Genomic DNA, 14,015 nt, shown 5'->3' with positions numbered 1-14,015 from the left:
CTTACGCTCCGGATAGTTTTCTAAAGAGAGAACGCACCCATTCACGGTGCAGACTCAGCGAACGTCCCATCACCACCACAACCAACAGCGCCCCTGACAGCGCGCTCGACACCTGGTTGGGGATGCCGACCATCTGTAAACCCTGCTGCAGGTACCCCACCAGCAGCGCTGCCAGTGCCGTACCGATAACCGATCCTGACCCGCCGTAAATATTCGCCCCGCCAAGTACGGCGGCGGTGAGGGCAGGCATCAGCAGATCGCGCCCCAGATCCGAACGCGCGGAACCGAAATAAGAGACCATCACCAGGGCGGCAATGGCCGAGGCGACGCCCACCAGGCCATACAGCGCGTAGGGCATACCGTTAACCGACAGCGCCGCATAGCGCGCGGCGCGCGGGTTCTGGCCGATTAAGAACAGATGCCGCCCAAAGCGCCCGCGGTGGGTAATCAGCCAGAAGAAAAGCGTAATGAGCGCAAACAGCACCAGTGGAATGGGCAGACCTGACACGGTCAGGTTAGCGAACGCGGTAAAGCTGTCCGGGAAGCCGCCGATGCCCTCATAGCCCGTCGCGCCCGCCATGCCGGAGAGTAGCAGCGCCCCGCCGCCGTAGAGGTAGAGCGTGCCGAGAGTGATGACTAACGGGCTGATGCCGGTGTAGTGGATCAGCGCCGCATTCACCAGCCCGCACAGCAGGCCCAGCAGCAGCGTCAGAGGAATGGCGACCGCCATCGGCCAGTCCGATTGCATCATCACCCCCAGCGCAATGGCGCACAGGCCGATGGTCGAACCGAGGGAGATATCGATCCCGCCGCTGATGATCACCAGCGTCAGCGGCAGCGCCACAATGCCGATGCAGATGAAATCGCTGGTGCTGAACAGCAGCATATTGATGTCGAGCATCCGCGGGTTGATGGCGCCAAAGAGCAGGATCTCCAGCACCAGTAAGATCAGCAGCGCGCTTTCCCAGTTAAGCTTCATTTACGCCACCTCTTTTTTGCGTTTGGGAAACGGGGTAATGTGCTTTCCCCCTCTGTTACCCGGCTGGAAGCGAGCGTATTTCAGCGCCCGCTGATGACGCGCCAGCGCCTGGCGCAGACGCCCGTCGAGCACCAGCACGCCCAGCAGCACCAGCCCGGCGATAAAGTCGTTCCACCACGCCGGGAGCTTAAACAGCACCAGTACGGTGTCGATTTGCGTCAGGAAAAAAGCCCCCAGCAGTGCGCCAATCAGCGTGCCCGTCCCGCCCAGCAGCGAAATGCCGCCGAGCACGCAGGCGGCGATGGCTTTCATCTCCAGCCCGCTGCCGGTCTGGTTTGGCACAAAGCCAATCTGGGAAGCAAAGACAATTCCGGCGCAGGCCGCCAGCATGCCATTGAGGGTAAAGGCGATCATCCGCGTGCGGTTGACCGCCACGCCCAGCTGGTGCGCGGCGGCAAGGTTATCGCCCACGGCGTAGAAATCCCGGCCGAAGGCGGTACGCGAGAGCGTCCACGCGCCGACAGCGGCCAAAAACAGCACCACCATGCCGAGCGGTGAGATACCAACCGCAACCGGTTCTGAGAGGGATTTCAGCGCTGGCGGCAGCCCTTCGATCCACTTCCCGCCGGTCCAGAGCAGCATCGCCCCGCGATACAGCCCCAGCGTACCGAGGGTGGCAACAATCGCCGGGATGCGCAGCGCCACCACCAAAAACCCGTTGAACGCCCCTGCCAGCGCGCCGACAGACAGCGCGAACAGCATCGACACCGGCAGGCTGTAGCCATTGTTCAGCGCCACGCCGATCGCGATGGCGGAGAGCCCCACGGTGGAGCCCACGGAGACGTCAATATTGCGGGTCAGCATCACCAGCGCAGCGCCAAGCGCCAGCAGGATCAGGATTTGCGCGCTGGCGAAGATCATCCCCAGCGTCTGAAGGCTCAGGTACGCCGGATTAAGCGCCACCAGCACGGCAAACAGCGCCAGAATGGCGAGAAATGCGCTCAGCTCGCGGTTTTTCAGTAACGTCTTCATGATTGTCCTCCGAACGCCAGCGCCATCATCCGATCGAGGCTGACGGCATGGCGCGGCAACTCGCCGCTGAGCACGCCCTGGTGCATCACCAGCACGCGATCGGCAAGGCCAGGAAACTCATCGAGATCGCTTGAGATCATCAGCACCGCCACGTTCTGCGCGGCCACGCTTTTGATGAGCTGGTAGATATCAGCACGTGCCGACACATCCACGCCGCGCGTCGGTTCATCGACGATCAGCAGTAACGGGTTGGCTTCCAGACAGCGGGCCAGCAGCACTTTCTGCTGATTCCCGCCGGAGAGGGTGCGCACGGTTTGATCCGCATGATTGAGTTTGATCCCCAGCGCCCGGTGGTAACGCTCCACCACCGCGGACTCCCGCTTGCGTTGCTGCCAGAGAGACGGCTCGTTCAGCGCCACCGTGTTCCAGCGGATCGGTGCATCCAGGAACAAGCCGGACACCTGCCTGTCTTCCGGCAGATAAACCAGGCCTTTGTCCAGCCGGCCGCCCACGCTCTCGTGAGTGATCTCCTGATTCTCCAGCCAGACCCGTCCGCCACGCACCGGACGCAGGCCGTAGAGCGTCTCGGCAAATTCGGTGCGCCCGGATCCGACCAGACCGGCCAGACCGACGATCTCGCCTGCGTAGATCTCAAGCGAGAGATCGATAAACCCCTCCCCGGTAAGATCGTCCACGCGCAATACCGGAAAATCCTGCGGCTGGGTGCGACGGTTTCCCGGCAGCGCCAGCCACAGTTTTTGCGCATCGCTTAAGCCTTTCTCCCGGCTCACCGGCGTCATGGCGGCAATCAGCGCGTTATCGTCGAACTGCGCGGTTTCCCCGCTGAGCACCACGGCACCGTCGCGCATCACCGAGACGTGGCTTGCCAGCTGGCGGATCTCCGGCAATTTATGCGAAATAAAGACGATGCCGACGCCCATATCCTGCAGGGCGCGGATCTGGCGAAACAGGCGTTCGGTTTCACCGGGCGTGAGGGACGCCGTGGGTTCGTCGAGGATCAGGATCGTCGCGTTACGCATCAGACCGCGCAGGATCTCCACCATCTGCTGATCCGCCACTTCCAGCGTGCTGGCGATCGCGTCGAGATTTAGCTGGCACTGCAGCTGCTGCAGCTTCTCCGTCAGCCGATTCTCTCGTTCCCTTTCACGCGGCAGGCGGAAAAGGATGTTTTCCCGCACCGTCAGATTGGGGAACAGGAGCGGTTCCTGCGGCACCAGATAGATACCTAACTTATGCGCCTGCACGGGCGTGAGCCGCGCATATGAATGGCCTGCTACGGAAAGTTCACCGCTGTCCGGCGTCTCCACCCCGGCGATGATCTTCATCAGCGTCGATTTACCCGCGCCGTTCCCGCCCATCAGCGCATGTACCTGGCCCGCAAGCAGCGTGAAATCAATGCCTTTCAAAACCGGCACCCCGGAAAACTGCTTGCAGATGGCTCGTGCTTCGATAAGTGGGGTCATCATCGCTCCGCTATTGAACAAATGATTTTTAGATTTAATAATGTTCAAAAGCGTAGACGGTGAACTATATTTACAACCGTGCAGGGATCACAGTTTTATCGATTAAGATCCAACTGAACCAGAAACTATCTAAAAGATCCGTTTTGCCGCGTGGCTCACATTTTCGACCTGCGCCGTCACGAACATATGATCTAAATTTTTATAAGAGTTCAATTATGAGCGATAAACGCACTGCGGAAGAAGGTCGGTTTGCCGGGCTGGCACTGGCGGAAGAGGAGTTGGTTGCCCGCGTGGCCTGGTGTTACTACCACGACGGATTGACGCAAAACGACATTGGCGAACGGCTCGGCCTGCCGCGCCTGAAGATCTCTCGCCTGCTGGAGAAAGGTCGCCAGTCCGGGGTGATCCGCGTGCAGATCAACTCCCGCTATGAGGGCTGTCTGGCACTGGAAACCGAACTGCAGCAACGCTTTGGGCTAAAGCTGGTGCGCGTGCTGCCAGCGCTGAATACCCCGCCCATGAACGTGCGGTTAGGCATTGGTGCCGCGCAGTCATTAATGGGCGTGCTGGAACCCGGCCAGCTGTTAGCGGTGGGATTTGGTGAAACCACCATGAGCAGCCTGCAGCACTTAAGCGGCTTTATCAGCTCACAGCAGATCCGTCTGGTGACCCTTTCCGGCGGCGTGGGGCCGTATATGACCGGTATCGGCCAGCTGGACGCGGCATGCAGCGTCAGCATGATCCCCGCCCCGCTTCGCGTCTCCTCCGCCGAGGTGGCTGGGATCTTAAAACGTGAAACCAGCGTGCGGGACGTGATCCTCGCCGCAACGGCGGCCGACGTGGCGGTGGTCGGGATTGGGTCCGTGAACCAGCGTCGTGATGCAACGATATTGCGCTCAGGCTACATCAGCGAAGGTGAACAGCTGATGTATGCCCGTAAAGGGGCGGTCGGCGACATTCTCGGTTATTTCCTCACTGCCGAGGGAGAGTGCGTTGAGGAGCTGGAGATCCACAAAGAACTGCTGGGCGTCACGCTTGATGAACTGGCGCAGTTGCCCACCATCGTTGGCGTGGCCGGCGGTGTTGAGAAAGCCGATGCGATTTACGCCGCACTGAAAGGTCGCCGTATCAATGGCCTGGTGACGGAAGAGACAACAGCCCGCGCGGTGCTGGCCCTGACGTAACGGGGTAAGCCCTGCGCTAACAACGAGGCAAACTCATGAGTTACCTTTTAGCGTTAGATGCAGGGACAGGCAGCGTGCGTGCCGTTATTTTCGATCTGCAGGGCAACCAGGTTGCCGTGGGTCAGGCCGAGTGGAAGCACCTCAGCGTGGACAATGTGCCGGGCTCGATGGAGTTCGACCTTGAGACCAACTGGCGGCTCACCTGCCAGTGCATCCACCAGGCGCTGGATCGCGCGCACCTGAGCGCGGCAGATATCCAGTCCGTCGCCTGCTGCTCCATGCGCGAAGGGATTGTTCTGTATGACCGCAACGGCGAGGCCATCTGGGCCTGCGCCAACGTCGACGCCCGCGCCAGCCGCGAGGTGGCCGAACTCAAAGAGATCCACGACAACCAGTTTGAATCCGAAGTGTACGACGTTTCCGGCCAGACCCTGGCCTTGAGCGCCATGCCGCGTCTGCTGTGGCTGGCGCACCATCGCCCGGATATCTATCGCAAGGCTGCCACTATTACCATGATCAGCGACTGGCTGGCGGCGAAGCTCTCCGGCGAGCTGGCCGTCGATCCATCAAATGCGGGCACCACCGGGATGCTGGATCTCTTCTCCCGCGACTGGCGGCCAGCGCTGCTGGATATGGCCGGGCTGCGCGCCGATATCCTCTCCCCGGTGAAAGAGACCGGCACTGTTCTGGGTGCCATCACCCATGATGCCGCCCGGCAGAGCGGCCTGCGTGAAGGCACGCCTGTGGTGATGGGCGGTGGCGACGTACAGCTGGGCTGTCTGGGGCTGGGCGTGGTGCGCGCCGGGCAAACGGCGGTGCTGGGTGGCACCTTCTGGCAGCAGGTGGTCAACCTGCCGCAGGTGCGCACCGACCCAGACATGAACATTCGCGTGAACCCACACGTCATCCCCGGTATGGCGCAGGCGGAGTCGATAAGCTTCTTCACCGGCCTGACCATGCGCTGGTTCCGCGACGCCTTCTGCGCGGAAGAGAAGCTGATCGCCGAACGTATGGGGATGGACACCTATTCCCTGCTCGAGGAGATGGCGAGCCGGGTGCCCGCGGGTTCGCATGGCGTGATGCCCATCTTCTCCGACGCGATGCATTTTAAGCAGTGGTACCACGCCGCCCCGTCGTTTATTAACCTCTCCATCGACCCGGAAAAGTGCAACAAAGCGACGCTGTTCCGCGCACTGGAAGAGAACGCGGCGATTGTCTCGGCCTGCAATCTGGCTCAGATCTCACGTTTCTCCGGCGTTCACTTCGAGAGCCTGGTGTTTGCCGGAGGCGGTTCGAAGGGGGCGCTATGGAGCCAGATTTTAAGTGACGTCACCGGTTTGCCGGTGCGCGTACCGGAAGTGAAAGAGGCGACGGCGCTGGGCTGCGCGATTGCCGCCGGAGCCGGGGCCGGACTGTTTGCGGATATGGCCACCACCGGCGAGCGGCTGGTGAAATGGAGCCGCGAGTTTACCCCGAACCCGCAGCACCGGGCGCTGTACGATGGCATGATGCAGAAGTGGCAGGCGGTGTACGCCGACCAGCTTGGGCTGGTGGACAGCGGGCTGACGACATCAATGTGGCAGGCGCCGGGGCTGGTGCGTTCCCCCTCACCCCGCCCCTCTCCCTAAGGGAGAGGAAGATTGAGTCCCCTCTCCCTGTGGGAGAGGGTTAGGGTGAGGGCATTATTTGAATCCCATCACAATCACTGCATTCCCCTTTTCCCTTTTACTTCCTGCTGGCTAAATTAGTAACTCATCCGACCACATAACAATAATTTTACACTGGAAGAGACTATGAGCCGCTACCCGTCGTTATTCGCCCCCCTCGATCTGGGGTTCACAACGCTCAAAAACCGCGTGTTGATGGGCTCAATGCATACCGGGCTGGAGGAGCATCCGGACGGGGCCGAGCGTCTGGCGGCCTTCTATGCCGAACGCGCACGCCACGGGGTGGCGCTGATCGTCACCGGGGGTGTGGCTCCCGCGCCCTCAGGGGTGGGGATGGAAGGCGGAGCGGTACTTAACGATGTATCACAGCTGCCGCACCACCGCATTGTGACCGATGCCGTTCACAATGAAGGCGGGAAAATTGCCCTGCAAATCCTGCATACCGGGCGTTATAGTTATCAGCCGCATCTGGTTGCGCCGTCGGCCATTCAGGCACCGATTAACCGCTTCAAACCGCATGCCCTTAGCCACGATGAAGTGCTGGCGCTGATTGACGACTTCGCCCGCTGTGCGGCGCTGGCGCGTGAAGCGGGCTATGACGGCGTCGAGGTGATGGGCTCCGAGGGCTATCTGATTAACGAATTCCTCGCGGCCCGCACGAACCAGCGTGACGACGAATGGGGCGGCGATTATGCGCGACGCATGCGCTTTGCCGTCGAAGTGGTACGCGCCGTGCGTGAACGTGCGGGCGCTGACTTTATTATTATCTTCCGCCTGTCGATGCTGGATTTGGTGGAAGGTGGCGGGACGTTTGACGAGACCGTCCAGCTGGCGCAGGCGATTGAAGCCGCCGGTGCCACCCTCATCAACACCGGGATTGGCTGGCACGAGGCGCGTATCCCGACTATCGCCACGCCGGTACCGCGCGCCGCCTTCACCTGGGTTACGCGCAAGCTGAAAGGCAAAGTGTCTGTTCCGCTGGTGACCACTAACCGTATTAACGATCCGCAGGTGGCGGATGATGTCATCGCACGTGGCGATGCCGATATGGTGTCGATGGCGCGTCCGTTCCTGGCGGATGCTGAGCTGCTCTCCAAAGCGCAAAGCGGGCGGGCGGATGAGATCAACACCTGCATCGGCTGTAACCAGGCCTGTCTGGATCAGATCTTCGTCGGGAAAGTGACCTCCTGCCTGGTTAACCCCCGCGCCTGCCATGAAACCAAAATGCCGGTGCTCCCGGCAGTAAACCCAAAACGCCTGGCGGTTGTGGGGGCGGGCCCCGCAGGGCTGGCGTTTGCAATAAATGCGGCGTCGCGCGGGCACAGCGTGACGCTGTACGATGCCGCTGGCGAGATTGGCGGGCAGTTTAATATTGCCAAACAGATCCCCGGCAAAGAGGAGTTCTATGAAACGCTGCGCTATTACCGCCGGATGATCGCGCTAACGGGTGTGGATCTGCGGCTCAACCAGTGGGTGAGCGCGCCAGATCTTGTGGATTACGACGAGGTGATCCTGGCGAGCGGGATCGCCCCGCGCACGCCTGCGATCGAGGGCATCGATCATCCTAAAGTACTGAGCTATCTCGATGTGCTGCGCGATAAAGCGCCGGTTGGGGAAAACGTGGCCATTATCGGCTGCGGTGGGATTGGCTTTGATACCGCCATGTATTTAAGCCAGCCGGGCGAGGCCACCAGCCAGAACATCGCCGAGTTTTGCGTGGAATGGGGCATCGACACCAGCCTGAGCCAGTCCGGCGGCCTGCGCCCGGAAGGGCCACAGCTGCCGAAAAGCCCACGGCAGATCGTGATGCTGCAGCGCAAAGCGAGTAAGCCGGGTGAAGGACTGGGGAAAACAACTGGCTGGATCCACCGCGCCACCCTGCTCTCGCGCGGCGTGAAGATGATCCCGGCGGTGAGCTACCAGAAGATCGACGATGACGGCCTGCACGTCACGATCGGCGGTGAGCCGCAGCTGCTGCGCGTGGATCATGTCATTTTATGTGCCGGGCAGGAGCCGAAGCGGGATCTGGCGGATCCACTGCGTGAGGCGGGTAAAACGGTGCATTTAATCGGCGGGTGCGATGTGGCGATGGAGCTGGATGCGCGGCGGGCCATTGCGCAGGGCACCCAGCTTGCACTGGTTATTTAGCGACGACGCCCCAGCTTCACCGCTTTCAAGACCACAAATTTGTTATTGGTGGCGATGGTGACGCAGTTACCGAAAATCTTCTTCAGCTTATGGAAGTAGTCCAGGTGACGGTTGGCCACGATATACAGCTCGCCGTTAATTTTCAGGCAGCGGCGCGCATGGTGGAACATCTCCCACGCAACGTTATCCGTCAGGGCATGCTTCTGGTGGAACGGTGGGTTGCAGAACACGGCGTTGAAGCGGAAAGGCTCTACGCCGGACAGCGCGTTATTGATCATAAACTCGCAGCGATCCAGCGCCTCTGGCATGTTGGTTTCCACGTTCAGACGGCTCGACGCCACTGCCATTGGCGATTCGTCGCTAAAGACCACGCTGGCTTGTGGGTTCTTTGCCAGCAGCGTCAGGCCAATCACGCCGTTACCGCAGCCGAGATCCACAATCTCCCCTTCCAGATTTTCCGGCAGATGTTCAATAAAGAAACGTGCGCCGATATCCAGGCCAGTGCGTGAGAAGACATTCGCGTGGTTGTGGATGGTCCAGTCGGTGCCTTCCATCTTCCAGCTCAGCGTCTCTGGCGCGTCAGCCAGTTCCGGCGCGCTGAAGGTACAGTTGATCAGGCGCGCTTTTTTCCAGGCCAGCGTCGTGGTGGTCGGGCCCAGCACTTTCTCGAACAGCTCCAGCGTTGAGGTGTGAATATCACGCGCCTTCGCACCTGCGATGATGCGCGTCTCTGGCGTGACGACTTTCCGTAATGCACGCAGCTGCTGCTCCAGCAACGCCATGGTTTTTGGCACTTTAATCAGCACCACGCCCGGCGCCTGCGGGTAGTCCGCGGTGCTGTCGAGGAACTTCACGCTGGCTTCGCCGAGATCGTTGTGACGCAGGTTTTCACGCGTCGCCAGCTCGCTTAAGTAAGAATCGCCAATGCTGTAAGGCGTGTGCGCCGCCAGGGCGCAGCCCAGCGCTCCGAAGGCATCATTCAGGATCAGAACCGGGCCGCGGATTTCAGTCTCATCCAACTGTTGCAGCAGATATTCATCCGCCGCTTCCCACGCCTGAAGCGGGTTAACGTCGTCCGTCTCCGGGAAACGTTTAAGGTTGAGTGAACGGAAACCGTTGTCTAAGTGGCTCATCGGCCCTCCTGAATGGTAAAATTTCGGCGTTATCCCTGAAAAGGGTGCGTGAGTATACCCGTTTTCAACTTATTTTGGGGTTTTGATGAACCAGCTGACTTATCTCCAGGGCTACCCGGAGCATCTGCTCTCCCAGGTACGCACGTTAATTGCCGAGCAAAAACTGGGGGCGGTGCTGGAAAAACGCTATCCCGGCACGCACGATGTCGCGACCGATAAAGCCCTCTGGCAGTATACGCAGGATCTCAAAAACCGGTATCTGAAGAGCGCGCCGCCGATCAACAAGGTGATGTACGACAATAAGATCCACGTGCTGAAAAATGCGCTCGGCCTGCACACCGCCATCTCCCGCGTGCAGGGCGGCAAGCTGAAAGCGAAAGCCGAGATCCGCGTCGCCACCGTCTTTCGCAACGCACCGGAAGCCTTTCTGCGAATGATCGTGGTACACGAGCTGGCGCACCTCAAAGAGAAAGAGCACGACAAGGCGTTCTACTCCCTGTGCTGCCACATGGAGCCGCAGTACCATCAGCTGGAGTTTGATACCCGCTTGTGGCTTACGCATTTATCGTTAAAGAGTAATGCGCAGTAGCGCACTGGTTTTGCAACAATCACGTGCTACAGTGGCTAAAGGTTCCCCGCTACGGAGTACGTAAACGTTTATGATACGTTTCGCAGTCATTGGTACGAACTGGATCACGCGCCAGTTCGTCGACGCCGCCCACGAAACCGGCAAATTTAAGCTCACCGCAGTCTATTCCCGCAGCCCTGAACAGGCGCAGGCTTTCGCGAATGATTACCTGGTTGAACATCTGTTCACCTCGCTTGATGAGATGGCGCAAAGCGACGCGATTGACGCGGTCTACATCGCCAGCCCGAACGCCCTGCACTTCCCGCAAACCCGGCTTTTCCTCAGCCATAAAAAACATGTCATTTGCGAGAAGCCGTTGGCGTCGAATATTCAGGAAGTCGAAGCCGCCATTCAGTGCGCCCGCGACAACCAGGTGGTGCTGTTCGAAGCGTTTAAAACCGCCAGTCTGCCGAATTTCCTGCTGTTACAGCAGTCTTTGCCGAAGATTGGCAAAGTGCGCAAAGCCTTTATTAACTACTGCCAGTACTCGTCACGCTACCAGCGTTATCTGGACGGTGAGAACCCGAACACCTTTAATCCGGCCTTCTCAAACGGCTCGATTATGGACATCGGTTTCTATTGCCTGGCCTCTGCGGTTGCCCTGTGGGGGGAGCCGCACGGCGTTACGGCCACTGCCAGCCTGCTGGAGAGCGGCGTGGATGCGCACGGTGTCGTGGTGCTGGATTACGGTGATTTCAGCGTCACGCTGCAGCACTCCAAAGTGAGTGACTCCGTCCTGCCAAGTGAAATTCAGGGTGAAAACGGCTCGCTGGTTATCGAGAAGATCTCCGAATGCCAGAAGCTTAGCTTTGTGCCGCGCGGCGGTAAAGCGCAGGAGCTGACGCAGCCTCAGCATATTAACACTATGCTCTATGAGGCAGAGGTCTTCGCCCGACTGGTGGAAGACAACGAGGTGAATCACCCCGGGCTTGCGGTAAGCCGCACCACGGCCAAGCTGCAAACGGAAATCCGTCGCCAGACCGGCGTGGTTTTCCCGGCAGACGGCGTGAGCGCAGACGCTATCGCGTAAAGCTGTGTAATGAATGACTGTGGACCATTGACGAAACTGATGGTCTGACATATTTTGTTACGAGCAAAGGGGAGTAACTTCCTTGCCGGTGGATCGTCATTACGATGCGTGCAAAACCGCATCCGGTCGCCGGGCAACCCTTGTGGTTGTAAGTGAGACCTTGCCGGAAGGCGAGGTCTATGCATAAAAAGCTAACGGCTATCGTCTTCTGACCATAGCCGTTTTTGTTTTTTTATGTGTAAGGAAAATAGTATGCATTCTGTCGGCACTCCAATGTTGTGGGGCGGATTCGCGGTTGTCGTGCTCATCATGCTGGCGATCGACCTCTTTTTACAGGGGCGTCGTGGCGAGCACGGTATGAGCATCAAACAGGCTGCCGTCTGGTCGCTGGTGTGGGTTACCCTCTCTCTGCTCTTCTGCGCCGCCTTCTGGTGGTATCTGGCCTCGACCGAAGGCCGTGCGGTGGCCGATCCTCAGGCACTCGCCTTCCTCACCGGTTATCTGATTGAAAAAGCGCTGGCGGTGGATAACGTCTTCGTCTGGCTGATGCTGTTCAGCTACTTTGCCGTGCCTGCTGCCCTGCAGCGTCGCGTGCTGGTTTACGGCGTGCTGGGGGCGATCGTTCTGCGTACCATCATGATCTTCGCCGGAAGCTGGCTGATTACCCAGTTCGAATGGCTGCTGTACGTCTTTGGCGCGTTCCTGCTGTTCACCGGGATCAAGATGGCGCTGGCGAAGGAAGACGAAACCGGCATTGGCGAAAAGCCGCTGGTGAAGTGGATCCGTGGGCACCTGCGCATGACCGACAAGATCGAGAGCGAGCACTTCTTTGTTCGTCAGAACGGCCTGCTGTTTGCCACCCCGCTGCTGCTGGTGCTGATTCTGGTTGAGCTGAGCGATGTGATCTTCGCCGTGGACAGTATCCCGGCTATCTTCGCCGTCACCACTGACCCGTTCATCGTGCTGACCTCAAACCTGTTCGCGATTCTCGGTCTGCGTGCGATGTACTTCCTGCTGGCAGGCGCGGCTGAGCGCTTCTCAATGCTGAAGTACGGTCTGTCGGTGATCCTGGTATTCATCGGTATCAAGATGCTGATTGTCGATTTCTACCATATCCCGATCGCCATCTCGCTCGGCGTGGTGTTTGGCATTCTGCTGGTGACGCTGATTATCAATACCTGGGTTAACCGCCAGAACGATAAAAAGCAGCAGGCATAGTGCGTTTTGCCGGGTGGTGCAGCGCCACCCGGCACTTTCGTTAAACAATAGTTAAAAAACATGACGCAACACGTAAAGTCCAGCATTTTACGCTTCCGCCTTTCCTCGATTTCCCTGATACTCAACCAGGCAAACAAATACTTACATCCGGACATAAATGTGCCTTAGAGCACAGCCAGGATGGAACGCAATTTCACTCAGGAATAACGTATGAGCACACAATCACGCGGTCTGTTCGCGCGCCTGGCGCAGGGCAGCCTTGTAAAACAAATTCTGGTCGGGCTGGTACTGGGTATTCTGCTGGCAATGGTGTCAAAACCTGCTGCGGAAGCCACGGGACTGCTTGGAACCCTTTTCGTTGGCGCACTGAAAGCCGTTGCACCGGTACTGGTTCTGATGCTGGTCATGGCGTCGATTGCCAACCACCAACACGGACAAAAAACCAACATTCGCCCGATTCTGTTCCTGTATCTGCTGGGAACCTTCTCCGCTGCCTTAACCGCCGTGGTATTTAGCTTCCTGTTCCCGTCCACGCTGCATCTGACCAGCGCGGCCGGTGATATCACGCCGCCATCGGGGATTGTGGAAGTGCTTCGTGGCCTGCTGATGAGCATGGTCTCTAACCCAATCACGGCGCTGATGAACGCAAACTACATTGGCATCCTGGTCTGGGCGATTGGTCTGGGCTTCGCGCTGCGTCATGGTAATGAGACCACGAAAAACCTGGTTAACGATGTCTCGAACGCCGTGACGTTCATGGTGAAGCTGGTGATTCGTTTTGCGCCAATCGGGATCTTCGGTCTGGTCTCTTCCACGCTGGCAACCACCGGTTTTGACGCGCTGTGGGGCTACGCACAGTTACTGGTCGTGCTGGTAGGCTGTATGCTGCTGGTGGCGCTAGTGATTAACCCCCTGCTGGTGTTCTGGCAGATCCGCCGCAACCCGTATCCACTGGTGCTGACCTGCCTGCGTGAAAGCGGCGTGTATGCCTTCTTTACCCGCAGCTCTGCAGCCAACATTCCGGTTAACATGGCGCTGGCTGAAAAGCTGAACCTCGATCGCGACACCTACTCCGTGTCGATCCCGCTGGGCGCCACCGTGAACATGGCGGGTGCGGCAATCACCATTACCGTGCTGACTCTGGCGGCCGTGCATACGCTGGGTATTCCGGTGGATCTGCCTACGGCGCTGCTGCTGAGCGTGGTGGCATCACTGTGTGCGTGCGGTGCATCCGGCGTGGCGGGCGGTTCTCTGCTGCTGATCCCGCTGGCGTGCAATATGTTCGGTATCCCGAATGAAATTGCCATGCAGGTTGTTGCTGTCGGCTTTATCATCGGCGTGCTGCAGGATTCCTGTGAAACGGCGCTGAACTCCTCTACCGACGTGCTGTTCACCGCTGCGGCCTGTCAGGCGGAAGACGCGCGTTTAGCGAAGAACGCCCTGCGAGGTTAACAGCAAAACGGCAACCCTGAGGTTGCCGTTTTTAGTGTTTGTACCCTCTCCCCGTGGGAG

The 14,015-nt window shown here is 59.2% G+C and carries 11 protein-coding genes; 7 read left to right on the top strand and 4 right to left on the bottom strand.

The features are described 5' to 3' along the window. Nucleotide 1: 1 nt before the first annotated feature. The 3 genes from lsrD to lsrA are packed head-to-tail and all read right to left on the bottom strand — an operon-like array spanning nt 2 to nt 3,495. A complete protein-coding gene (gene lsrD, locus NQ842_RS04140; protein WP_257256519.1) occupies nt 2-979 on the bottom strand; it encodes an autoinducer 2 ABC transporter permease LsrD in 978 nt (325 codons plus the stop codon). Continuing rightward, the gene (lsrC, locus tag NQ842_RS04135) at nt 980-2,011 is read right to left on the bottom strand and encodes an autoinducer 2 ABC transporter permease LsrC (RefSeq protein WP_257256518.1); all 1,032 of its coding nucleotides are present in this window, start codon (nt 2,009-2,011) and stop codon (nt 980-982) included. It lies immediately after the preceding gene. After that, nucleotides 2,008-3,495 carry an autoinducer 2 ABC transporter ATP-binding protein LsrA gene (lsrA, locus tag NQ842_RS04130; RefSeq protein ID WP_257256903.1) on the bottom strand — a complete coding sequence of 496 codons (1,488 nt, stop codon included), beginning with the start codon at nt 3,493-3,495 and terminating at the stop codon, nt 2,008-2,010. Before lsrA ends, lsrC begins: the two co-directional genes overlap by 4 nt. A 215-nt stretch (nt 3,496-3,710) precedes the next feature. Between lsrA and lsrR the strand changes: the two genes are divergently transcribed. The 3 genes from lsrR to NQ842_RS04115 all read left to right on the top strand — a co-directional run bounded on the left by lsrR (nt 3,711) and on the right by NQ842_RS04115 (nt 8,494). Continuing rightward, nucleotides 3,711-4,679 (top strand): transcriptional regulator LsrR, encoded by a 969-nt coding sequence (gene lsrR / locus NQ842_RS04125; RefSeq protein ID WP_013098851.1) that lies wholly within the window; start codon nt 3,711-3,713, stop codon nt 4,677-4,679. A 35-nt stretch (nt 4,680-4,714) separates the two neighbouring features. After that, the gene (gene lsrK / locus NQ842_RS04120; RefSeq protein WP_257256517.1) at nt 4,715-6,307 is read left to right on the top strand and encodes an autoinducer-2 kinase; all 1,593 of its coding nucleotides are present in this window, start codon (nt 4,715-4,717) and stop codon (nt 6,305-6,307) included. A 165-nt stretch (nt 6,308-6,472) separates the two neighbouring features. Next, nucleotides 6,473-8,494 carry an NADPH-dependent 2,4-dienoyl-CoA reductase gene (locus NQ842_RS04115; protein ID WP_083020559.1) on the top strand — a complete coding sequence of 674 codons (2,022 nt, stop codon included), beginning with the start codon at nt 6,473-6,475 and terminating at the stop codon, nt 8,492-8,494. Here NQ842_RS04115 and rlmG read toward each other — a convergent pair. Then, nucleotides 8,491-9,627 carry a 23S rRNA (guanine(1835)-N(2))-methyltransferase RlmG gene (rlmG, locus tag NQ842_RS04110; protein WP_153907376.1) on the bottom strand — a complete coding sequence of 379 codons (1,137 nt, stop codon included), beginning with the start codon at nt 9,625-9,627 and terminating at the stop codon, nt 8,491-8,493. The genes NQ842_RS04115 and rlmG overlap by 4 nt on opposite strands. Before the next feature lie 85 nt (nt 9,628-9,712). Here rlmG and NQ842_RS04105 point away from each other — a divergent pair, with 85 nt between their 5' ends. The 4 genes from NQ842_RS04105 to sstT all read left to right on the top strand — a co-directional run bounded on the left by NQ842_RS04105 (nt 9,713) and on the right by sstT (nt 13,955). Then, a complete protein-coding gene (locus NQ842_RS04105; RefSeq protein ID WP_013098855.1) occupies nt 9,713-10,216 on the top strand; it encodes a YgjP-like metallopeptidase domain-containing protein in 504 nt (167 codons plus the stop codon). A 70-nt stretch (nt 10,217-10,286) separates the two neighbouring features. Beyond that, nucleotides 10,287-11,285: a Gfo/Idh/MocA family protein gene (locus NQ842_RS04100; protein WP_046887357.1), complete on the top strand. Its 999-nt coding sequence runs from the start codon at nt 10,287-10,289 to the stop codon at nt 11,283-11,285. 252 nt (nt 11,286-11,537) lie between these two features. Next, complete coding sequence (locus NQ842_RS04095) at nt 11,538-12,503, top strand: TerC family protein (RefSeq protein WP_014833384.1); 966 nt, start codon at nt 11,538-11,540, stop codon at nt 12,501-12,503. Between the two features lie 210 nt (nt 12,504-12,713). After that, on the top strand, nt 12,714-13,955 hold the full coding sequence (gene sstT / locus NQ842_RS04090; protein ID WP_014833385.1) for a serine/threonine transporter SstT: 1,242 nt from the start codon (nt 12,714-12,716) through the stop codon (nt 13,953-13,955). Nucleotides 13,956-14,015 lie beyond the last annotated feature (60 nt).

The organism is Enterobacter cloacae complex sp. R_G8 (assembly GCF_024599795.1).
Classification (GTDB): domain Bacteria; phylum Pseudomonadota; class Gammaproteobacteria; order Enterobacterales; family Enterobacteriaceae; genus Enterobacter; species Enterobacter dissolvens.
This window is presented reverse-complemented; position numbering and strand designations above follow the sequence as displayed.